Here is a 23,209-nt window from a genome sequence, read left to right on the forward strand (position 1 = left end):
AAAACACGTACGTTATTTCATTATACCTTATGCGGTTAAATTACGCAACCAACGTGATATAACTTGGGACGTCCGCCAATCCGCTGTCTGGCCGCGCAATGCGGTGTAAAATGGCGAAAAGGGCCGCAGCTATCGAACTGCGACCCTTTTCCGGTTATGCACTGTACTAGTTATAGCAATTACAGAAGATAATCACTAACAGTAAGAAGAAAAACAATAAGCTAGTATCGATACCTTCTCCATTGAGAAGCCCACAGTTGTTACCCATTTCATTCACCTACTTTTCTAATTTTTAACTTCAATATAGACTATGGCTCAAAGCGGAAAAATGTTACTTATCCTTCGGAAATTTTCTCGTTACGCGCCTTTTCGTTCATCCTGCGGGTAGTAAGAGGCTGCCAAGCGGAAGGTCCCTTTGCTGCGGTCATATTGATAGATGGAGTTGGAAAGGATCTCGAAATCCTGCGTGCATACCCGGTTGCCTTCTTCCAGCAGACGGATGAGGCTCTTGAGATTTCCCTTTTCCTTGGGAACCGCCATTACCTCGTGAATGGAACTGGGGATCAGGTAAAAATCGCCTCCGATCTTATCCGCCAGCACCTCGACGGCCTCCTGATACATCATCGTTGTAGCGCCGTGCAGCTTCGACTCGTTGGTCATGATATAGAGCATATCCGACATTTTGAGAATTTCCACAGGAAACATTCTGCCCGTATTTACATAAGCGAGTCGGTCCAGCTCCTCCTGATCCATTCCCAATTCCTCCATGATGGTGTTGTTAACCAGCACCGTAGCCATTCCCTGTTCCTGTTTTCCCATTATGATCCGATAGATAATGGACAGATCCATCACTTCTCTGTGAGGCACCGTCTTGAGCAGTTCTTTGTTCCTCTGGGTATTAACCAGATTCATAATGATCGAATCCTTTCTCTTGCTCAGGTCCAGATCCAGCTCTTCGGTAGAAAACCGGGCTGTGTAGTGGATGATCATTGCCGCGATTTTACAGAGCACCCGGTCCAAATCCTCACATTCCTGAAACAAACTGTACATTTCATCCAGATAAATATTGGGCATGGCCGCTATGTCCCCTGTGTTTTCCGGCCTCACGATCAAAGTATCCTTTTCCTGATTGATTTTGCGTACTGTGCTGATCTCTACCCGGTAATTCATAAAGCCCGGCGGCAGAAACTCCTTGATACGTTCAGCGATAACTTTCTTAAACAATTCATAATTCATCATGATAACCCCTTTTGCTTTGCGTTTTATGGAAATATTTTACATGTTTAATATAGCATTTTGCCGCGCAATTGTCAATATTTTACTTGAAATTTATTCCATATTTGTTTTTTCGGTTTGCAAAAAACAAAAGTTATCCAGATTCCCTTGTTTTAGGGAGAATCTGGATAACTTTTCAACGGTTCCGGAGGTTCATTTTTTGAAATCCAGCCATGTGGCGGTAAATGAGCCAAAACAGGCCCCTCCGGCCCACAACTTTTATCCATAATGAAGGTTTTTTTGCTGAATATGGGTAAGCTCCCGAAGGATAATCGGCTAATAGAAAAAGCACTTTCCGCAGACTTCCGGTGAAGGAATAAGCTCATTGATTTTCTTGCAATGGGCCTGGCAGATCTTTCTGTCGATTCCCGTTTCCGAAATGGCACCCGCAGGACAGGCCTTTATCATTTCCTGGCTGCAGGATACGCCTTTGGCTTCCTTATAGCAGTATTGTCTCTGGATCTCCTGATACATGGCTTCCAGCTGCTCCGCGTTCAGCACCTCGAAGGCCTCTGCGTATTGCCCGTCTGTTATGATGGAGCCGAACCTGCCGGCAAACCCATTCTTAGTCTTAAAGGACCCGGCCGGTCCGAATTCACCCATGCCGGCGGCATAGGCAACCAGTTTGTGGGACCATTCTTCTCTGCACCGCTCTTCGTCCCAGTCGGTAGGCGTATTGGTACAGGATGACAGTCTCCCCACCGTATCCAGAGCCTCGCGGATTACGCCGTTCAGGCGCATGGACAGCCACATGGACTCATTGAAAGCGGTCAGCCATTCTTCCGAAGGCTGGTCTCCGCCGCGATTGGATTCTGTTATCTCCGGGGCAAAGGGAACAAAGTGGACTACCACTGTATTGCCCGGCCTGTAGATCCTCTTTGGATGATCGCAGATCGTTCTTGAAAAGTACATATCAAAGATGGGATTTCTTGAATCCGCATAGCCGACGATGGGTTCCCCGAATCTGGTCTTAATATCCGGCCTGGCCTGAAACTCCTTTACGGCCTCCTCCACGTCTCTCATAATTTTCGCTTTAATATCTGCTCCGATTTGCATATACATAATCGCTCCTCTCCGGGCATCGCACCCTACTCCTTAATTCTTTCTATTTTAAAAACGTTGATGACTCTTGCGTCAGGGCAACAGAACAGACATTCATCTTCGCTGTCTTCTCCCGGTACTGTCCCTCCATATCGTAAAATGTCGATATACGGGAAGGCAGTATGCAACATCATCGGACACATTTTTCCCCGGTCCCTGTCGAAATCGAAGGTATCTCCGATTTTATGCCCGTAATGACAAGGTCCCTGTTCCTTCTTGTCTACCATGGTAATTCTGATTTTCGGTCTCCCTGCCATTTAAGCCACCTCTCTTTTTTGATATTTTTTCTGTTACCACTTTACTTCATTTGTGGCCTGTTTAAAAGTGCCAATTTCCCACTATTTTTTGGGGTCAATTCGACAAAGCCCGCACAATCCGAGCCGCAGCGTCTCCGATATCCGCCTGCCTGATCCCTCCGAATCCAGCCATAACCAGGTTTCGTTTGCTGCCCAGCGCAAAATACCGTTCCATGGAATAGACCTTGACGCCCTGCTGTTCAATGCGCACCAGCATTTCTTCCGTCGTAAGGAAATGGGCTTCAATAATCAGGTGCAGTCCCGCGCCTTTTCCCAATATGCGAAAACCGTCCCCCAACCCTTTTTCCAGCTCGGCTACCAGGATATCGTGTTTTCTCTTGTTGGCCAGGCAGATTTTCCGTATATGCCGCTCCCATCCGCCCTCTTCCATGAAAATCCGCAGAGCGCCCTGCACAACGGAGGATACCGTATTGTGGTATTCGGAAAACCACATATCGTACCGGTTCTTCAATTCCGCCGGCAGGACCATATAAGCCAGGCGCAGCGAGGGGGCCAGCGCTTTGGAAACGCTGCCCATGTAAATGACTTTTCCACCGGGATCCAGCCCCTGCATAGAAGGAATGGATCTGGCGCCGTAGCGAAAAATGCTGTCGTAATCGTCCTCAATCAGAAAAAAATTCTTTTCCTGCGCCATGCGGAGAAGTTCCATTCTGGTCTGAATGGGCATGACCGCTCCCAGTGGAAACTGGTGGGACGGCGTTACGTATACGGCGTCTACGTTTTTTTCTTTCAGCGCCGACAGGTCGATTCCGTTTTGACCTACCGGGACAGGAACCGCCTCCACTTGATGATTTTCCAGGACCGACCGCACTCCGTCATAGCCGGGCTCCTCAATGGCGCAGCGCCCGGGCCGCAGCAGCTGGACCAGTATACTGAGAAGATATTGGGTTCCGCCCCCGATGATGATCTGATCCGGCCCGCAGGTGACGCCGCGGGTACGTTCCAGATAATCGGCCAGATAGCTCCGCAGCTCCATGTCCCCGCAGGAGTCCCCGTAAACCGCCAGCTTGCTTCCGCCTCCTTCATCCAGCGCTTTCTCCGTAGCCTTCCTCCATTTTGCCATAGGGAAATCCTCCATGTGGCAGTTTCCGTATTTCATATCATACCGATAACTGCGCCCGGCGGTTCGCTCCTTATGGAAATCCTTAAGCCTCTTTGTCACGGCATCGCTGTCGATCAGGGAAGTATCCACATACTTGACATAATAGCCGCTTCCCCTCTTGTTCTCCAGATACCCCTCGGAACAAAGCTGCAGGTAGGCCAGCTCCACCGTATTGCGGCTGACTCCCAGGTTTTCGGCCTGGATTCTGGTGGCGGAAAGCCGGTGGCCTTCTTTCAGCTCACCGGACTTGATTTCCTCCCGGATATGCTCGTAGATCTGTGCGTACAGCGGTTTCTTAATGGTTCGATCCAGTATAATCATGATACCCTCCAAAATTGTAACCTATAGATTTATTATAATTGGCCCTTTCTCCTGGTGCAATTTGTTTTATAATAAATTCATACAATAATTTGTCAATAGAAAGGATACGGAATATGAGCAGAGAAATGTATAAGAAGGAAAGACAGATTCCTGATGAAACAGTAAAGAAAATGTTGGAAAACTATGGGTCAGAAGGCACGCTGGCTGTAAACGGCGATGATGGATACCCGTACTGCGTACCGATGAATTTCGTATATGTAAACGATGCCATCTATATGCACAGCGCTAAATACGGCTACAAAATCGACGCCCTGCAAGCCGACCAGAAAGCATGTTTCTCCGTAATCGTGCGTTCAGAAGTGGTACCTGAACTGTTCACCACCAGATACGAAAGCATCGTAGCCACCGGAGATATTGAATTCATTGAGGACGACAGCGAAAGACAGCTCGTCATGGAAGCCTTCATAGACCGCTTTTCTCCTGATTTCCGCGAGGGCGGCATGAAATTTATCAAGGGCGCCATGGGAAAAACGGCAGTGCTCAAGCTGAACATTAAAGAAATGAAAGGCAAAGCCTTCCGTTCTGACAAATGGTAGATAATTATAAATCCAAATGGTGGTTATGGGAGACAGTTCAAAAGCTTGTGTAAACGAAAAACTAACATAAGATTAAAAAAGTAATAGCGTAAGGGCAAAGCCGATTTCTAAGGGCGTTGCCCTTTATCTGCATAATACCAGCTTTGTCTTCAAAGTAGCGTTCTCCCTTGTCATAACTAAGCTGTAGCCTGTCTTCAAATGTCTGCAATTTTGACTTATCTCCAACTCGCAAAAACGCTGCATCTGCCTGGAACTTCTGATGTTTGAATTGAAGTTTCATGATTTCTCCCCTCCATTTTCTTCTGTCATCTGTTCCTGCAGAAGTCTTTTTAATTCCTCTTTGCTTGGAAGAACCGTTTTATATTTGCTTGCGAAAATCTGGTTATTATCCTCTGGTAACGTCATTTCTACAATGGCATTCTTCTTATCCTTGCACAAAACAATACCAATTGTCGAATTCTCTTCCGGCAGTTTTATATTCCTATCATAATAATGGACATACATCTGCATCTGGCCTATATCTTGGTGTTTTAACTCTCCAATTTTCAAATCAAAGAGAACAAAACAACGTAACAACCGATTATAAAACACTAAATCCACCATAAAATGTTCTTCATCATAAGTAAATCGAACCTGTCTTCCAATAAATGCAAATCCTGTTCCAAGTTCTAACAAGAACTGTTGTAAATGGTCAATAATACGGCTTTCCAACTCAGACTCCGAGTATTCAGGAAGTTCTGGCAATCCGAGGAATTCTAGTATATAAGGATCTTTCACTGCATCACTTGGGTGTTCAAATGTCTGTCCTTCTAATGCTAACTGATACACCTTATCTTTATTTGTACTAAGTGCAATTCGTTCATAGAGTGAACTATCATATTGTCTTTTTAGTTCATTTAAACTCCAATTATTTTTTATGGATTCAATTTCATAAAAATGCCTCTCTTCTATATTTGAAATTCTCATTAGTTTCAAGTAATGTGACCAGCTTAGGAAAAACTTCCTTCCTGTATCAACAATTGGAAGATTTTCAAATTGGCTAAACACTGTTTCGCCAATTTGATCCTTAGAATAAACTTTATAAAACTGACGTATATTCTTTAAGCTACCAACCGAAAAACCTTTTCCAAAATGATTTGTCAAATATTCAGATAATTCCTGTATGATTTTTTTCCCATAAGCAGCGCGATTTTCGCCATGCTGTTCCTCTTCCACAATTATCCTGCCCACCTCATAATAAGCATATACCATCGAAAGATTAACTGCTGTTTTTGCGTTTTTACGTGCTTTTTCAAGAATGCCAGAAACATTTTCCAAAAATTTCTTATCAGATGACTGTATTGTAAGTTTTTGTTCCATCATCCATACCCCCTAGATTACTTTTATTCTGGTATCTGGTGCCAACCTCTTAAATATTTCTCCAGCTCTACGAATTTGTTCTTTTCCAATTTCACCAATATTTTTATAACCCGCTTTATATGCCTCTGTCTTCTCTAAATATGGTTATGGCAATTGTACCATAATGAATTTACGATTCATTCCATCCTCAGTAGTACAGTTAGGGACCTTAAAAGATCTGCCCAACCTATTGTAGCCTCTCCACTAGGCGTGCTCGGGACTTTCACCCGTTAGAACGCGCCAACCCAAAAGGGATTGTCACATTAATGCGGCAATCCCTTCGTTATTATCTTTTATCCATCAATCACACCTGCCAGCTGTTCAGATACTGCTCCTGCTGCGGGGTAAGAGCGTCGATCTCAATGCCCCAGCTGGCCAGTTTTCTTCTGGCGATCTTGTCGTCGATCTCAGCGGATACGTCGATAACCTTTTTCTCCAGCTTCTGATAATTTTCTTTTATATACATGGCGGAAAGCGCCTGCACGGCAAAGCTCAGGTCCATGATTTCAGCGGGATGCCCGTCGGCTGCCGCAATGTTGACCAGTTTTCCTTCTGCGATTACATTGATCCATTTTCCATTGGAGAGCCGGTATCCCATGATGTTCTTCCGGGTTTCCTTTGCCTCTGCCGCTGCCTCTTCCAGCCCGGCCATGTCGATCTCAACGTTAAAGTGTCCCGCATTGGCCAGGATTGCCCGATCCTTCATGTTCATCATGTGGTCTACGGTAATGGTGTGCTTGCAGCCTGTCGCTGTCACAAAGATATCTCCCAGCGGCGCGGCCTGTTCCATCTTCATCACATCGAAGCTGTCCATTCTGGCCTCGATCGCCTTGACCGGATCGATTTCCGTTACAATGACCTTCGCCCCCAGAGCCGAGGCCCGCATAGCGATTCCCCTGCTGCACCAGCCATAGCCTACCACTACGACTGTCTTGCCGGCGACGATGAGATTCGTATTGCGCATAATGCTGTCCCACACCGATTGTCCCGTGCCGTAGCGGTTGTCAAAGAGGTGCTTGCATTGAGCGTCGTTTACCGCCACCATCGGGAATTTGAGCACGCCTTCCTTTTCCATGGCCGCAAGACGGATCACGCCGGTGGTCGTCTCTTCGCATCCGCCCCAGACCTCTTCCGCCAGGTCCGGTCGCTGATTGTGAAGCAGTCCCACCAGGTCTCCTCCATCGTCGATGATAATATTGGGCTTTTGCTCCAGACACATTTCAATGTGCCGCTCATATTCCTCATCGGTCGCTCCATGATAAGCGTACACCCTCAGCCCCGAATCCGCCAGCGCCGCCGCCACATCGTCCTGGGTGGAGAGGGTATTGCTGCCGGTCACGGACATCTGCGCGCCGCCTGCCGCCAGAACCTGACACAGGTAGGCGGTTTTGGCTTCCAGATGAACCGAAAGGCTGATCTTCACGCCTTCAAAGGGCTTTGTCTTTAAAAATTCTTCTTCCAGCCCAGCCAAGAGCGGCATATTATTTTTTACCCACTTGATCTTCTGGTGGCCTGAAGGCGCCAGGCTGATATCTTTTATCTGATAGTTTTCCATTGATTTACTCCACAGTTACGGATTTCGCCAGATTTTTCGGCTTGTCGATGTTGCAGCCTCTGAACTTAGCCACATAGTAAGCGAACAGCTGCAGCGGCACTACCGACAGCAGGGGGGTCACTTCGTCCATACAGTCCGGAATGTAGATCACCTCTGTGGACTGTTTTTCAATTTCACTGTTGCCTTCTTTGGCAACGCCCACTACATTGGCGCCTCTGGCCTTGATCTCCTGAATGTTGGATAGCATCTTTTCAAAGAGGAAGTCCTGCGTTGCCAGGGCAAACACCAGCGTGTCTTCTTCGATGAGGGCGATGGTCCCGTGTTTCAGCTCTCCTGCCGCGATAGCAAAGGAGTTGATATAGGAAATCTCTTTTAATTTGAGGGAGCCTTCATAGGATACCCCCGAGTCAACGCCTCTTCCAATGAAGAATACCTGCTCTTTGCGGCAATACTTTTTGGCGATCTTCTCGATCTCTTTTTCTGTTTTCAGCAGTTCCGTAAGCTTATCGGGAATTGCCTTCAGCTCTTCGATAAAGCGAGCGTAATAGTCCTTATCGATCACACCCTTGGTATGGCCCATATACAGTCCCAGCAGGTACATGCACATCAGCTGAGTGGTATAGGCCTTGGTGGAAGCCACTGCGATTTCCGGGCCCGCCCAGGTGTAAAATACGTCATCGGATTCTCTGGCTACGGAGCTGCCCACCACATTGACTACCGAAAGAATTCTGGCGCCCTTTCTCTTGGCTTCCCGGAGGGCCGCCAGGGTATCCAGCGTCTCGCCGGACTGACTGATGGCGATGAACAGCGTATTTTCATCCACAAAAGGATCGCGGTAGCGGAATTCGGAAGCAATATCCACCTCTACCGGAATGCGCGCCATCTTTTCAATAGCTGCCTTGCCCACAAGGCCGGCATGATAAGCCGTTCCGCAGGCTACAATATAAACCTTGTTAAAGTTCTCAATATCTTCTTTGGTCATGGAAATGCCATCCAGATTGATGGTATCATCTTCATTGAGCCTTCTGGTCAGGGTTTCGTACAAGCCCTTTGGCTGCTCGTGGATCTCCTTCATCATGAAATGCTCGTATCCGTCTTTTTCCGCGGCATCCGCGTCCCATGTAACGTGGAACACATCCCGTTTTACGATTCTCTGATTCTCATCGTAAATTTTGATATCGTCCTTTGTGAGAACGATGGTCTCATTGTTTTCAATCAGATAGATCTTTCTCACATATTTCAGCAGGGCCGGAATATCGGAAGCGATAAAGTTGCAGCCTTCGCCGATACCGGCTACCATTGGCGCATCCTTCCTGACCGCCACGATCTTATCGGGCTCGGCCGCAGCGATTACACCGATGGCATAGGCGCCTCTCATCTGCTCCACTGCCCGGTTAACTGCCTTGTGCAGGTCGCCATCGTAATAGATTCCCACAAGATGGGCGATCACTTCCGTGTCCGTATCGGACTTGAATTTTATACCGTATTCATCAATGAGCCATTCCCGCAGCTCGACAAAATTCTCGATAATGCCATTATGTACAACCGTAATGGTATCATCGCTGTTGCTGTGGGGATGGGCGTTGATATCGGACGGCGCCCCGTGGGTAGCCCATCTGGTGTGACCGATACCGGTGGTGCTTTCATAATCAGGATCGCCGATGATCTTTTCCAGATTGGCAATCTCTCCCACATGCTTGCGGGTTTCAATACGGCCGTTTCTGCACAGGGCAATGCCCGCCGAATCGTACCCTCTGTATTCCAAACGCTTGAGTCCTTCAATGATGACTTCCTTAGCGTTATTCTCAGTGCCTGCGTATCCTACAATACCGCACATATGTTACCTCCTAACCAAACCTCTTTGTCAATAGCTTCGCCAGATCCTGAGCCAGCTCCGTAATGTGGTCCACGTCCTGCCCTTCCAGCATTACCCGAACCAGCGGCTCTGTTCCTGACGGACGGATCAGCACTCTTCCGCTGCCCTCCATCTCTTCCTCTACCTTTTTGATCGCATCCCGGATTTCCGGATCGCTTTCATACTTGGTTTTATTTTCGTTTTTAACCTTGGCGTTCTTTAAAACCTGGGGATAGATCTCAATTTCGTCCGACAGCTGGGACGGTTTTTTGCCCGATGCCAATACGGCCTTCACCAGCTGCAGGGACGAGAGGATTCCGTCTCCTGTGGTGGAGTGGTCGAGGAAAATGATGTGGCCCGACTGTTCTCCGCCAATGACGCAGCCCGTATTAATCATGCTTTCCAATACGTAGCGGTCCCCTACGGAGGTTACGTCTACGCTGCATCCCAGAGATTGGATATATTTGTGAAAACCGATGTTGCTCATCACGGTAGCCGTAACTTTATTGTCTTTCAGCTGCCCTGCGTCTTTCAGCATTTTGGCGCAGATGCAGATGACCTTGTCTCCGTCGATCACCCTGCCCTTTTCGTCGATGGCGATCAGGCGGTCCGCGTCGCCGTCATAGGCGAGCCCCATGAAGGCGCCCTGCCTGATGACCTCCTGCTGCAGCTTTTCCGGATGGGTGGAGCCGCAGCCATCGTTGATATTGAGTCCGTCCGGCGCATTACCGATTACCGTCACATCGGCACCCAGACCGCCGTATACCATTTCGGCCACCTTATAGGAAGCTCCGTTGGCGCAGTCCAGTACGATTTTCAGTCCGTCCAGCCGGCAGTCGATGGTGCCCGACAGATAATTGGCATAGATGGCCAGCGCATCGTTATCGGCTTCCAGGCATCTTCCCAGCTTGTCGCCGGTGATATGGCTGTTGACATCAATATCCCTTAAAATAATATCCTCGATTTCGTCTTCAATCTCATCGTCCAGCTTAAAGCCTTCGCTGTTGAAAAACTTAATCCCGTTATATTCAAAAGGATTGTGGGACGCGGAAATCACAACACCCACGTCCGCCTGGTAATGTTTTACCAGATACGCTACTGCCGGGGTTGGCAGAACTCCCACCTTAATCACATTTCCTCCCACCGCGAGGATTCCCGCGCTGAGGGCATCCTCCAGCATATCCCCTGATATTCTCGTATCTTTGCCGATCAGAACGACTGGCTTGCCTTTTTTCTTGCTGAGTACGTGAGCCCCCGCTTTGCCCAGCTTAAAGGCCAGCTCCGGGGTCAGTTCCGCGTTGGCTATGCCTCTCACTCCGTCGGTTCCAAAAAGTCTTCCCATTTTTAATCTCCTTTTCTGCGTTTCTTTTACCGGACATACACACACTTAACTCTGCCCGTTGATCGTAATCTCCACTTTCTGCGGGCTTATTTTCAAGCTGTTAAACTTTTTATCCGAGGTCACGTCCACCGCCACTGTATGATTGCCTTCTTTCAGGCCTTTCAAATCAATGGATAATTTAAAGTCAGAGGCTTTGAGGTCTTTCAGCAAATCCTCGCTGCCTGTGACCGTAGCCTTTACTTCGGCCGTATTGATGTATGCGTTCAGGCCGTCTTCCACATTTTTGATCTCGCTGTTTTTCGTGGACAGGGAAATGCTCTTAGTAGACAGCCCCTTAATCTTTATTTTTACGCCAATGCTCTTTGACTCATCGGCTACTTCCACGCCCTGCGGCAGCCGGGGCTGAATCTTCAGAGTTGTGCTGGCTTTTACTTTGCTGATGTTCACCGGATCGGCGGTAACGCTTTTAATGTCCTCTACGGCGTCCTTCGGTCCTCTTATGGATATCTCCTCGGGAACTGAGATGTCCGTCATCTCATATTCCTCAGGAACGGTTCCCTTGACCTCCACGTTCAGGGGAACGGTTTTGGTATAGTAGAGAGCCGCCTGCACTTCAACGGACTTCGCAGATAAAGATATGTCGTAAACCGGTTCATTATTCCCGTTCACAGCTACCGGTTCAGCGGTAAAGGTCTTCATCTCATCGGTGATCTCCGAAGCTTTTACCTCCGCCTGCACGGCTTTCACCGAATTTACCACAGATTTGGCTCCCTTCACCTCGATCTCCGTCGGACTGACGGTCACGTTGCCCGGTTCGGTGCCGGATGCTGTCTTTCCCGTAAACTTAACGCTGATCTGCTTGTATACGGAAACCAGCTCTTCCAGATTCACTTTAATTTTGGGCGTCTTGATCTGCTTCAGGGACACATTGTCCGGGACCTGCACGGAAACCGGCACGTAGTTCTCGCCTTCCTCATAGCCAAAGATATCCGCCGTGGCTTTGATCTTTTCTTTATCAAGGAGGTTCAGCTCCGCCCGCTTTCCTTCCACTACGATATCCACGGAGAAATTGGCTCCTCCCTGAATCGCCAGATCCCTTTGATCCAGCGTATCCACGTTGAGCAGCTCCACAGGAATGTTTTCAATGGTCTGGCTTGTAGTGGGGTTGATCTCTCCCATTACGTAGAACCACAGAAAAACCGCTAAAAGCAGAGAAAGAATTTTCAATACGGTCTTATTTCTTAGCATCGTTCTTCCTCCTTATCTTTTTAAAGAAGTCCGGGAAGAACGTCTTTTTATCTCCGATGTCCCCATTGTTGAGGTACAGATTCAGCAGGGTTTTTTCCACGGTCTTGGTATCCAGGAACCTGGAAAGCTTGCCATTGACGGCCATGGAAATGATCCCCGTCTCTTCCGATACGATCAGTGTCACTGCGTCTGAATGTTCCGTAATGCCGATTCCCGCTCTGTGACGGGTGCCCAGCTCCTTGCCGATGGTCTTGTTCTGTGACAGCGGCAGAACGCATCCGGCCGCAAAGATGCGGTCGCTGCGGATGATAACCGCCCCGTCATGAAGGGGCGAACCTTCGTAGAAAATATTCCCTAAAAGCTCGGAAGAAATTTCCGCGTCGATTACCGTACCTGATTCCGCCATGTCGGTGAGGGCGGTCTCCCGCTCCAAAACAATCAAGGCTCCCACCCGGTCCTTTGAAAACCCTTCAATGGCGCGAATGAATTCCGTAGTAACGTGTTTGGCCTTTTCCTTGTCCAGCTGTCCGAATCCGCCGGGACGTACCAGCTTGGTCCGTCCCAGGTATTCCAGGCCTCTTCTCAGCTCCGGCTGGAACACGATAACAAGAGCCACCAGACCCAGTGTCATGGTGCCCCTCAGAATCCAATTGAGCGTATACAGATTAAGCTGATCGGAAAGAAAAGTCGCAATAACTAAAACAAGCAGACCCTTTACCAACTGCTCTGCTCTTGTTTCTCGTATAAACCCTAGAATTTTATAAATAATGAAGGCAACAATCAGGATGTCGATGATATCGGTGATACCCACTCCTGATACAACGTTTCTGAAAAAATCCTGCATGTGATATCCCCTTATGCTTTATCTTATATATTGTACAGAAATTCAGCCCTTTTTTCAATAGCAAGACAGATATTTCCCGTGTAAAACCAAAGGCCGCCAATGCGGCAGGTAAAAATCCAACGTGCCGGGGTCTTTGACGATGATAAAAAAGAAGAGACATGCCGCATTAGATTTTATCTAACGCGGCTGTCTCCCAATCTTCTCTCAGGACCCGAAGGTCCGCAAAATTCTAGTACGCGGTTTCCAAAAGTCCGTAGTCGTTATCGTTTCTCTTATAAACAACGCCTACGCTGTCAGTCTCCATGTTGAGGAATACAAAGAAATTGTGTTCCAAAAGCTCCATCTGTACCACAGCCTCGTCAACTGTCATCGGTACCAGGTCGAATCTCTTCTTTCTTACAACCTGAATATCATCCTGATCCTCTTCCGTCTCCGGAAGCTCCGCAAATGCGAAATCCTTATGATCTTTATATTTTCTCTGCAGCTTGGTCTTGAACTTAGACATCTGACGAGATAATTTTTCTACGACTCTGTCGACTCCTTCATACGGGTCTTCTGCCAGGACTTCCGCCCGGAAGATGGTTCCCTTTGTATTGATAGTAGCCTCAACCTTATACTTTCCTTTCTCCCTCAGGGTCATAACATTTGCAGTAATTTCGTTTGAAAAGTATTTGTCCAGTTTTGCGAACTTCTTTTCAATAGTCTCCTTCAGTTTTTCACTGGCATTGTAGTTCTTACTGTTGATAACTATCTTCATACCATTAACCTCCTTGCCGCGATACGAACTATGCCGTATCCGCTTATTAGTGTAAACATATTATAGCAATAAATACAAATTTATTCAATGAATTTGCGTCAGAATATACAGAAAAAGCACGCGATCTGTGCCGGCCGTTCAGCTGACCTGGTCTTTGCCCCCACACTTGCCTTTACCTGACTTTGTCAGAGGACTTACTTCTAAGCTACGCCATGATCACTGCCGCCTTGCGGATCAGCTTACGTGGGACCTTTCGCCCGTAGCTGGCCTGGCCTTTCAACCACAGACCTGAACAGCCGGCACAGACCGCGCCTTGAATATTCTATTGTTTGGGCGCTATATTGGCGCCGCAGGCAAAGGAAAGAACGTGGATTTCCTTTGCGCCTTTCTCTTTCAAAACTTTGCCGCACCCGTCCATGGTGCTCCCTGTGGTGTAAATATCATCCACCAGCAGGAGCTTGCGCCCGGCGATCTTATAGCGGTTCTCAGGCGCTACGGCGAATGCTCCCTCCAGGTTCTGCTGCCGCTCAAAGGCGCCCAATCCCTTCATGGGCAGCGTTTGCCTGCAGCGGATCAGCAGGCCCGCCGCGCAGGGCACTCCCATCCGCTGCGCCAGCCTCGCCGCCATAACGGCAGCCTGGTTAAAGCCCCTCCTGGCCTGTTTCTTTCCGTGCATGGGCACCGGCACGATCAGGTCAAAGGATTCCTCCTCCAGCAGCATCCGGTCATAGAGAATATCTCCCAGCTTTCTGCCGATATAAGACTTTTTTCTGTACTTGTAATCCAGCAGAATCCCTCTTTCATACAAGCCGTATTGAACACAGGTATAGCCCCTGTCGAACGCATGCCCATAGGTCCTGCAGTCCCAGCACAGATCATGCCGATAGTCCTCCTGCAGAATCTTTCCGCACTTGGCGCAGGTTTTCTGTCCCAGCCAGTGAAGCTTGTCCACACATTCGTCGCAGAGCGCGTAAGGGCGCGTTTTGTCGATGATGCTCCCGCAGGAAATACAGTATATGTTGGACGGATATAACAGCTCCAGTCCTTTCTCAATAATCCCCATTTTCTCCCCCTTGCAGTCAGAAGCTCAGCAGCGCCTTCAGACGCACCGCCAGTCCTGAATACCTTTCTGTAATCCGATTGTTGTCCACCATGCTGTGCATTTTATTCTCTGAACCCACCAGTACGACGGCAGTTTTTCCCCTGGTAACGCCTGTGTACAGCAGATTTCTCGTAGCCAGCACCGGAGGGAACCAGGACATGGGCATGATGACGATGGGAAACTCGCTCCCCTGGCTCTTGTGAACCGTCACCGCATAGGCCAGTTCCAGCTCGTCCAGCTGGCTGAAATCATAAGTTACGTATTTGCACTCATCGAACACCACGACCACTTCGTTGAATTCCCGGTTTATGCTGTTGATGAAGCCAACATCGCCGTTAAAAACGCCTTCTCCCTCCGTAAAGTCTTCCTGGTTTCTCCATTTGAGCTGATAATTATTCTTAATCTGCATCACCTTGTCGTGTTCGCGGAAGATCCGGTCCCCTGCCTTTCGTTCTTCCAGCTCCGCGCACGGCGGATTAAAAACATCCTGCAGCTCCCGGTTGAGATTGATGCTCCCCAGAAGTCCTTTCCTAACCGGAGTCAGCACCTGGATATCCCGCACGGGCATGATTTCCGTATAATAGGCTGGCAGCCGGCGGACGCAGAGATCCTTAATGAGGTTCAGCATGTCCTTCTCTGTTTTCTGGCGCATCATGAAAAAGTCCTTGTCCTTTTCATTGCAGTCCGGATATTCCCCCCGGTTGATCTTATGGGCGTTGACGACAATGAGGCTTTCTTTGGCCTGGCGGAAAATTTCCGTCAGCTTGGCGCAGTAGATGTACTCGCTGTTGATGATATCGCGCAGCACGTTTCCCGCGCCCACCGATGGCAGCTGATCGGCGTCTCCCACCAGGATCAGCCTCGTCCCGGGCCTTATGGCGCTGACCAGGCCGTTCATCAGCATCAGATCGATCATGGACGCCTCATCGATAATCACTGCGTCATAATCCAGTGGGTCCTCGGCGGTCTTGCCAAAGCGCATGGTGTCCTCGCCTTCGGAATAATAGTATTCCAGCAGCCGGTGAATGGTACTGGCCTCGTAGCCGGAGGTCTCGGTGATCCGTTTGGCCGCTCTGCCCGTGGGTGCGGCGATGGCTGTTTTCAGACCGCTGTGCTGCAAAATATTGATGATGGAATTGATAATGGTGGTCTTTCCTGTACCCGGCCCGCCGGTTATGACCGACACCCCCTGATGCAGGGAAGTCTTTACGGCGTATTTCTGATTTTCGGAAAGCACGATTCCGCTCTCGGTTTCCGTAACCGCGATCAGGCTGTCCAGATCGGAACCGATTACTTTCAGTCCGGCGGAATTGAGAGCTGCCAGGCATTTGCAAACGTTCTGCTCAGCCAGGTAGTAGGGCATCAGAAATACCACGTTGCGGTTTTCCAGATTTTCAATATGCACGTCTCCCTGGAAAGCCATTTCCACCAGACAGTCGTTTATCTTATCGCTCTCCACTTCCAAAAGGCTTCCCGCCTTTTCGCAGAGCGCTTTCTGCGGCAGAAAGGTGTTTCCTTCACCTGCGAAATACCAGAGGGTGAATTTGACGCCGCTCTTGATGCGATGCTCATCATCCCGGGCCACGCCCATCTTTTCCGCGATTTTATCAGCCTTCTTAAAGCCGATGCCAAAGACATCCTCGGCCAGCCGGTAAGGGTTCTCCTCCACTGCCGCGATGGTATCCGACCCGTAAACGCGGTACAGCTTCATGGCGTAATCCGCATTGATGCCGAACTGCTGCAAATACAGGGTGATCTTAGCGAATTCCCTGTGGCTGCGGAAAGCTTCCGCCACTGCCTCTGCTTTCTTTTCACCGATGCCGTCGATTTCCGTCAGCCGGTGGGGCTGTTTTTCTATGATTTCAAAGGTTTCACTCCCAAATTTAGCGACAATGGCCGCCGCCGTCTTCTTGCCGATTCCTTTGAGCACGCCGGATGCCAGAAACTCCTGGATCCCGTCCTCTGTGGAGGGCATGACCTCTTCAAAGCCGCTGACAGCAAACTGCTCCCCATAGGTGGGATGGATTTTCCACTGGCCCCGCAGCACGTAGCTGCTGCCCTTATGGCACGAAGGCAGATTTCCTACGGCAGTGAATTGTTCATCCTCTGTTTCGAAAACCGCAATGGTGTAACCGTTGTCCTGGTTGTGAAAAATGATTTCCGCGATGCTCCCTTGTTTCTCTTCCATCATTTGACTCGCTTCACCCCCAGACCCCGGCCCCCACAAGGGGCGGAAATTATGATTTGTTTTACTTCTTTCGGCAGCTTAACCATAGCCCCTCCCAATCAGCCTTTTACTTTGTAGAGTCTGCGGTTGTCCAGAGTCCACACTCTGTCGCTGAATTCGCCCGGCTCCGTTTTGTCCAGCGCATCCTGCATATCGAACATCCTGGCATCGATCATATCCAGATAATGGAGGATCTCCGCCTCCGGAAACAGCGGCTTTTTCGGGCTGCCGAACTCCGGTTCATAGTGATGGGAAAGAATCATATGCTCCAGCATAATCGCCTTTTCTTCCGGGAAATCCAGCTCCCGGGTCAGCCGGTCCAGCACCTTGACGCCCTGGATCAGATGGCCCAGCATCTGCCCCTCAAAGGAATAGCCGGAGGAAATCCCCAGCTCGTTGGATTCGATTTCGTTGAGCTTTTCCATATCGTGGAGGATGACGCCCGCCATCACCAGATCCGCATTGAGATTGGTGTAAACCTGACACATTCTCTCCCCGTTCATAAGCATCCGCTTTATATGATAGAGCAGTCCGGCCATCTCCGCATGGTGGTTCTTCTGCGCGGCCGGGTAGTACATCAGCTTTTCCTTGTTTTCCGTCAGCATCTTCACACAGAGCTTTTTCAGATCTTCGTCCGCGAAAGCCTCTGCTTTGCCCATAATGTAATCGTACATCTCCTCAGGCTTTTCCGGCGCGGCTTTGATAAAATCGCTGAAATCAACCTCGTCATTATCCGCCCGTCTGCGAATCCGCAGCACCCGGAACTGCTTGAGTCCGTTCCATTCGGTCACGTTGGCCCGGATTTTGACAATGTCCCCCTCCTTGATCTGCGCAAGAGACGGCAGCTCTTCATCAGCCACGTCCCACTTTTTTCCCGATATCTCTCCGGTCTTGTCGCCCAGCATCACATCCAGATATTGCTTTTTGTTGGCCCCGATCTTCACCGCAATGGATTTCACCATAAAAAAATCGGTTACTTCCTGGGCCGTTTTTATATTGGCAATGTAAATTTCCTTCATGTATTTATTCGTTTCCTCTCTAAAATCTGTTTTATCATTATATACTACCCTCCCTGTATCTTCAAGAAAAGACGGCCTTTTTAAATTTTTTAAAATGGTATATAATAGAGGCTATATTAGGATTTCATACCAGTTAAGGAGAAACTTATCAATGAAACATTTAGGTTTAGTTCGGGTGGGCGCCGCGGTACCTGCCCTGAAAGTTGCCAACACAAAATACAATACCCAACAGATTCTTGCGTTATTGGAACAGGCGGAAATGGAACGGACAGGCTTTCTGGTTTTTCCGGAGCTTGCGATCACAGGCTACACCTGCGGAGATCTGTTCTATCAGGAACATTTATATCAGAGCCAGCTGGACGGTCTTGCGGAAGTCGTCCGGGCTACGGAAAACAAGAGCATAACCGTAGTTCTCGGCTGCTACCTGCGCATTGAAAACAATCTCTACAATTGCGCCGCTCTGATTCAGGGAGGATCTATCATGGGAGTCGTGCCCAAGATGTTCCTGCCCAATTCCAAGGAATATTACGAAGCCAGATGGTTTGCCAGCGGCATCGATCTTTCCCGCCGTCAGAAAACCGTCAGACTCTTTGGAAAGGACGTTCCTTTCGGCCACCTGCTCTTTTTCGATGAAGCGGCGGAGCTGTGCGTGGGTATGGAAATCTGCGAAGATCTGTGGCTTCCCGCCTCACCCGGATCACAGCTGGCCCTTGCGGGAGCTCAGATTATTTTCAATACTTCCGCCAGCAACGATACGGTGGGAAAAGCCGATTACCGGAGAGCCCTCATTACCGTGGAAAGCGCCAAGAGCAACTGCGGTTATGTCTACACTTCGGCGGGAGTGAGCGAGTCCACCACCGATGTGGTATTCAGCGGACACAGTCTGATCGCGGAAAACGGAATTATACTCAAAGAAAGCGACCGTTTCGCACGCGAAAGCGGGATCGTATACAGCGAGATCGATTTTGAACGCATTCTCTTCGAACGGTCTCAGAACAGCAATATGAGCCAGTGCGCCACTGCCTTCGGCGAGCCGGAAAAGTATCAGAAGGTATTTTTATCGCCGGTAACGCTGGTGGAGCCGCAGGACAAACTCTATCGCCATTATGACAAAAATCCGTTCGTACCGGAGGACAATCTCCAGGTCAACCGGCGCTGCGGGGAAATTTTCAGCCTGCAGGCCGCAGGACTGGCCAAGAGGATCGAACATTCCCATTCAAGGAAATCCGTTGTGGGCATCTCCGGCGGGCTGGACTCCACGCTGGCTCTGCTGGTATGCGCCTACACCCACAAGCTGATCGGCCGTCCGGCCAGCGATATCGTTGCCGTTACCATGCCCGGTTTCGGCACCACCGGCAAGACCTACAACAACGCCCTGACCATCATGAAGCTGCTGGGCGCGGAAGTTCGCGAAATCTCCATTAAAGATTCGGTCAATCTGCATTTTGAGGATATCGGCCACGATCCGCAGGTCCACGATGTAACCTATGAAAACTCTCAGGCCAGGGAACGTACCCAGATCCTGATGGATACGGCCAACAAGGAAGGCGGTCTGGTGGTGGGAACCGGCGACCTTTCGGAAATGGCGCTGGGCTGGTGCACCTACAACGGCGACCACATGTCCATGTACGGAGTCAATGCCAGCGTTCCCAAGACTCTGGTGCGTTTCGTCGTAAAATGGGTCATGGAAAACAAACTGAGCGGTCCCAATGAGGACCCGGATTTCAGCTCCGATAACGCCCTGCTGAAAACAACGCTGCAGGATATTCTCGATACGCCGATTTCGCCGGAGCTCCTGCCTCCCGACCCCAACGGGGACATCGCGCAGAAGACGGAAGAAAGCGTGGGGCCCTACATTCTCCACGACTTTTTCATCTACTATACGATCCGCTACGGAATGGAGCCGGAAAAACTGCTCTTCACCGCGAAGAACGCCTTTGCCGGCGAGTACGATGAGGCCTTTATCAAGAAATGGATGGCTACCTTCTATCGCAGGTTCTTCGCGCAGCAGTTCAAGAGAAGCTGCGTACCGGACGGTCCGAAGGTCGGTTCTGTCAGCCTCTCCCCGAGGGGCGACTGGCGGATGCCAAGCGATGCTGACGCCGCCATCTGGCTGGACGAAATAAAATAAAAGGGTTAAGAGAGGCCGGGGAAATTCCGGTCTCTTATTCTATAAGGAGTATTGGCATGGAAGCAAACGACACTAAAAGACTTTTGGAATTTATCGTTGAAAATTCCCCCAGCGCAGTTATCGTTGTGGATAAGAACGGAATCATACAGAAAACCAATCAGAGGCATCATGAGGAATCCGGCTTTTCGGAGGAAGAATTAAAGGGAAAACATATCAACACCTTGATAGAAAACCGCATTATTTCAGGGTCCTGCAGCCTGCGGGTCATTGAAACCAAACGGCCGGTTCTGATGGAGCAGATTTACAAAGGCAGCCCCCACATGCTTAAAGCCCTGCCTCTGACCGATGAAAACGGAGAGGTGGAATATGTCATTTCCTATATTCTGGACATCAGCGAAAAGTACAATTTAATCAGCGAACTGGAAAAGACAAAATTTGAAAACAAAAAGTATTCCATTGAGCTTCTGCAGGCCCGAAAGGAGCTGCGAAAAAACAATCAGATCGTATTCCGCAGCACCCGGATGCGCGACCTTCTGGAACGGGCGGAAAAAATCGCAGTAACTGATTCTACTGTGCTGATTACCGGAGAATCCGGCAGCGGCAAAGGGGCTCTCGCCAAATATATTCACGCTTACAGCAGCCGTTCGGAGGAGTCCTTTTTATCGATCAACTGCGGGGCCATACCGGAGAACCTGGTGGAATCGGAGCTGTTTGGATATGAAAAGGGCGCTTTCAGCGGCGCTCAAACCTCCGGGAAACAGGGTATCTTTGAATATGCGGATAAGGGTACTATATTTTTGGATGAAATTGGCGACATGCCTTACCCTCTGCAGGTAAAACTGCTCAATGTGCTGCAGGATAAAGAGTTCTACAAGATCGGCGCCACGGTGCCAACCAAGGTGAATGTCCGAATCATCGCTGCCACCAATGCCGACCTTGCGCAGAAGATACGCGAAAACACCTTTCGTTCCGATCTGTTTTACAGGCTGAATGTGCTTTCCCTCCATGTTCCGCCTCTTCGCCAGCGGCCTGAAGATATCCCGGTGCTCACGGAACATTTCCGCAAAAAAATTAATGACCGCTACAATATGAATAAATCCATTTCGCCCGCTGTCATTAAGACCCTCTGTGAAATGCACTGGCCGGGGAACATCCGTCAGTTGGAAAATTTTATTGAAAGGATTATGCTCTTTTCCCGCTCCGACACTGTGGAGGTTTCTGACCTGGACGAAGCCAACGGTTCCATTTCTCTGTGCGATTCCGAGGCTTTAGCCGACTCACTGAAACAGTCTACTTTAAAAGAGGCCGCCCAGCAGAGAGAAAAAGAACTTCTGATTGAAGGGCTGAAAACCTTTAAAACAGCCACCGCACTGGCAAAACATCTCGGGGTTCACCAATCTACCATTTCCCGTAAGCTGAAAAAATACGGGATCTGGTAAGTTCAATTTGCCGCGGTTCATGCGGTTTTGCATGTCCATGCAGAACTGCATGAGCTGTTTTTAAAGGCCTCCTTTTGACACTCTGTCTGTGTAAATTCCATGGGGTTTATTCTTATGGAGGCAAGGCTTCCAAACGATGAATACTTTGTAACTCCACCTTTATTCATGCAAATTTGCATGCCGCCTTTTAAGCGCCCTTTTCAAAAACGTTTAAAATTCGGCATTTTTCTTTTGGCATGGTACTTGCTGTATATATTGTCAAAAGAAATTGTTTAAAAATTTTAAAAAATTATTGGAGGAACAAGTATTATGAAAAGCATTACCTTTAAACAGAATGGCCGGTTTTATCACGGCTGGTGGATTGTCCTTGCGGGTTTTCTGCTCATGACCTTTGCCTATGTGGGGCTTCTTTCCGTTACCAGCATTTTTGTCATCCCGGTAACTACGGATCTGCAGGTGCAGCGGGCGGATTTCGTTCTCTATTCCACTCTTATGTGCCTGGTCAGCGTGGTCCTTTCCGCCTATGCAGGCAAATTCATGGGTAAGGGCAACATTAAATGGATCATGGCCATCAACTCGATTCTGGGAGCGCTGCTCTACTTTGGATTCTCCCAGTCCTCTCATATGTGGCAGTTCTATCTCTTTGGTCTGCTGCTGGGCATCCCTTATACCTGCCTCACCAATCTGCCGATTTCCATTCTGATCAACAACTGGTTCGGCGGAAAAATCAAAGGCACGGCTATGGGCCTTGCGTTTTTAGGCAGCGGAATCGGCGGCATGATTCTCACACCGGCTCTCAACGCGGTTATCACAGCATATGACTGGAGAGTCGGTTATATGGCTCTGGCAGGTATTTTCCTGGTGATTCTCACACCGGCGATTCTGCTGACTGTTGTAAAGACTCCTGAAGAAAAAGGCTTTACCCGTATGGGCGAAACCGCAGAGGAACAGCAAAGCGGCACGCTTTCCGGTATGACGCTGGCCGAAGCCAAGAAGACACCAATGCTCTGGATGGTTTGCGCGGCAGTTGTTCTGGCGGTCTTTGCTTCCAGCGGCATTCTGGCAAATTCCGTATCATTCTTTATCGAATGTGGATTTTCTTCCGCAAAAGCCGCAAGCCTAGCGGGAATCATGCTCGGTTCCCTGATCATCGGCAAGCCGATCGTTGGCGCTGTCTGCGACAGATTTGGCATATCGAAAGGAGCCTTCCTCAGCTTTGCTACCTTTGCCCTCGGCTTTCTGCTGCTCTATTTCATGGCCGGCGCTTCCATGCTGGTAGTTCCGTTCATCGCCTGCTATGCCTTCGGCTGCGCATCGATCACCATTTGTCCGCCGCTTCTGATTAACGGATTGTTCGGGGAAAAGGATTATGGCACGATCGTAGGTGTTCTCAACATGGCCACCAATATTGGAGGAGCTTTCGGCGGCATGATCGCAGCGAAAGTATACGATATCACCAACAGCTATGCGATTTTCTGGATGATCTGCGCCATCGGTGTCGCTGCCGCCTGCGTCCTCTGCGTAGCCAGCTTTGCGATCAAAAATAAAAAAGATTTAGTTAAAGCATAACATAACAGGAG

General features: G+C 49.2%; 19 protein-coding genes. 4 read left to right on the plus strand and 15 right to left on the minus strand.

Annotated elements, in window-relative coordinates:
• Window positions 1-357: 357 nt before the first annotated feature.
• The 4 genes from NE619_RS03365 to NE619_RS03380 form a co-directional block, all read right to left on the minus strand.
• On the minus strand, window positions 358-1,239 hold the full coding sequence (locus tag NE619_RS03365) for a DUF5688 family protein (protein WP_256130949.1): 882 nt from the start codon (window positions 1,237-1,239) through the stop codon (window positions 358-360).
• 312 nt (window positions 1,240-1,551) lie between these two features.
• Window positions 1,552-2,337: a hypothetical protein gene (locus NE619_RS03370; protein WP_256130951.1), complete on the minus strand. Its 786-nt coding sequence runs from the start codon at window positions 2,335-2,337 to the stop codon at window positions 1,552-1,554.
• A gap of 26 nt (window positions 2,338-2,363) precedes the next feature.
• Complete coding sequence (locus NE619_RS03375) at window positions 2,364-2,633, minus strand: TIGR04076 family protein (protein ID WP_256130952.1); 270 nt, start codon at window positions 2,631-2,633, stop codon at window positions 2,364-2,366.
• Window positions 2,634-2,727: 94 nt separating this feature from the next.
• Entirely contained in the window at window positions 2,728-4,116 is a 1,389-nt protein-coding gene (locus NE619_RS03380; protein ID WP_256130953.1) for a PLP-dependent aminotransferase family protein, read from the minus strand.
• A gap of 113 nt (window positions 4,117-4,229) precedes the next feature.
• On the opposite strand from NE619_RS03380, the gene NE619_RS03385 reads away from it, so the two are divergent.
• A complete protein-coding gene (locus NE619_RS03385; RefSeq protein WP_256130954.1) occupies window positions 4,230-4,712 on the plus strand; it encodes a pyridoxamine 5'-phosphate oxidase family protein in 483 nt (160 codons plus the stop codon).
• Window positions 4,713-4,773: 61 nt separating this feature from the next.
• Here the strand turns inward: NE619_RS03385 and NE619_RS03390 are convergent, their stop codons facing one another.
• The 11 genes from NE619_RS03390 to NE619_RS03440 all read right to left on the minus strand — a co-directional run bounded on the left by NE619_RS03390 (window position 4,774) and on the right by NE619_RS03440 (window position 18,059).
• On the minus strand, window positions 4,774-4,992 hold the full coding sequence (locus NE619_RS03390; protein WP_256130955.1) for a hypothetical protein: 219 nt from the start codon (window positions 4,990-4,992) through the stop codon (window positions 4,774-4,776).
• Window positions 4,989-6,074: a PDDEXK nuclease domain-containing protein gene (locus NE619_RS03395; protein ID WP_330640660.1), complete on the minus strand. Its 1,086-nt coding sequence runs from the start codon at window positions 6,072-6,074 to the stop codon at window positions 4,989-4,991. Before NE619_RS03395 ends, NE619_RS03390 begins: the two co-directional genes overlap by 4 nt.
• A gap of 340 nt (window positions 6,075-6,414) precedes the next feature.
• Entirely contained in the window at window positions 6,415-7,665 is a 1,251-nt protein-coding gene (locus tag NE619_RS03400) for an adenosylhomocysteinase (protein WP_256130956.1), read from the minus strand.
• 4 nt (window positions 7,666-7,669) lie between these two features.
• Window positions 7,670-9,502: a glutamine--fructose-6-phosphate transaminase (isomerizing) gene (glmS, locus tag NE619_RS03405; protein ID WP_256130957.1), complete on the minus strand. Its 1,833-nt coding sequence runs from the start codon at window positions 9,500-9,502 to the stop codon at window positions 7,670-7,672.
• Window positions 9,503-9,512: 10 nt separating this feature from the next.
• Window positions 9,513-10,862 (minus strand): phosphoglucosamine mutase, encoded by a 1,350-nt coding sequence (glmM, locus tag NE619_RS03410; protein WP_256130958.1) that lies wholly within the window; start codon window positions 10,860-10,862, stop codon window positions 9,513-9,515.
• A gap of 45 nt (window positions 10,863-10,907) precedes the next feature.
• Window positions 10,908-12,110, minus strand: a complete 1,203-nt coding sequence (locus NE619_RS03415; protein WP_256130959.1) for a YbbR-like domain-containing protein — start codon at window positions 12,108-12,110, stop codon at window positions 10,908-10,910.
• Window positions 12,097-12,954 (minus strand): diadenylate cyclase CdaA, encoded by an 858-nt coding sequence (gene cdaA / locus NE619_RS03420; RefSeq protein WP_256130960.1) that lies wholly within the window; start codon window positions 12,952-12,954, stop codon window positions 12,097-12,099. The genes NE619_RS03415 and cdaA overlap by 14 nt, the downstream gene beginning before the upstream one ends.
• A 229-nt stretch (window positions 12,955-13,183) precedes the next feature.
• Window positions 13,184-13,711, minus strand: a complete 528-nt coding sequence (hpf, locus tag NE619_RS03425; protein WP_256130961.1) for a ribosome hibernation-promoting factor, HPF/YfiA family — start codon at window positions 13,709-13,711, stop codon at window positions 13,184-13,186.
• Between the two features lie 322 nt (window positions 13,712-14,033).
• Complete coding sequence (locus NE619_RS03430; protein WP_256130962.1) at window positions 14,034-14,774, minus strand: ComF family protein; 741 nt, start codon at window positions 14,772-14,774, stop codon at window positions 14,034-14,036.
• A gap of 16 nt (window positions 14,775-14,790) precedes the next feature.
• Window positions 14,791-17,004 (minus strand): ATP-dependent RecD-like DNA helicase, encoded by a 2,214-nt coding sequence (locus NE619_RS03435; protein WP_256130963.1) that lies wholly within the window; start codon window positions 17,002-17,004, stop codon window positions 14,791-14,793.
• 95 nt (window positions 17,005-17,099) lie between these two features.
• Window positions 17,100-18,059: a 3'-5' exoribonuclease YhaM family protein gene (locus NE619_RS03440; RefSeq protein WP_256130964.1), complete on the minus strand. Its 960-nt coding sequence runs from the start codon at window positions 18,057-18,059 to the stop codon at window positions 17,100-17,102.
• Between the two features lie 151 nt (window positions 18,060-18,210).
• On the opposite strand from NE619_RS03440, the gene NE619_RS03445 reads away from it, so the two are divergent.
• The 3 genes from NE619_RS03445 to NE619_RS03455 all read left to right on the plus strand — a co-directional run bounded on the left by NE619_RS03445 (window position 18,211) and on the right by NE619_RS03455 (window position 23,198).
• Window positions 18,211-20,190, plus strand: coding sequence for an NAD(+) synthase (locus NE619_RS03445; RefSeq protein WP_256130965.1), 1,980 nt, complete (start codon window positions 18,211-18,213; stop codon window positions 20,188-20,190).
• A 56-nt stretch (window positions 20,191-20,246) separates the two neighbouring features.
• Window positions 20,247-21,629, plus strand: coding sequence for a sigma-54 interaction domain-containing protein (locus NE619_RS03450; protein WP_256130966.1), 1,383 nt, complete (start codon window positions 20,247-20,249; stop codon window positions 21,627-21,629).
• A gap of 309 nt (window positions 21,630-21,938) precedes the next feature.
• Entirely contained in the window at window positions 21,939-23,198 is a 1,260-nt protein-coding gene (locus tag NE619_RS03455; RefSeq protein ID WP_256130967.1) for an MFS transporter, read from the plus strand.
• The last annotated feature ends 11 nt before the right edge of the window (window positions 23,199-23,209 follow it).

The sequence above is a fragment of the Anaerovorax odorimutans genome, from assembly GCF_024459955.1.
Classification (GTDB): Bacteria; Bacillota; Clostridia; order Peptostreptococcales; family Anaerovoracaceae; genus Hominibacterium; species Hominibacterium odorimutans_A.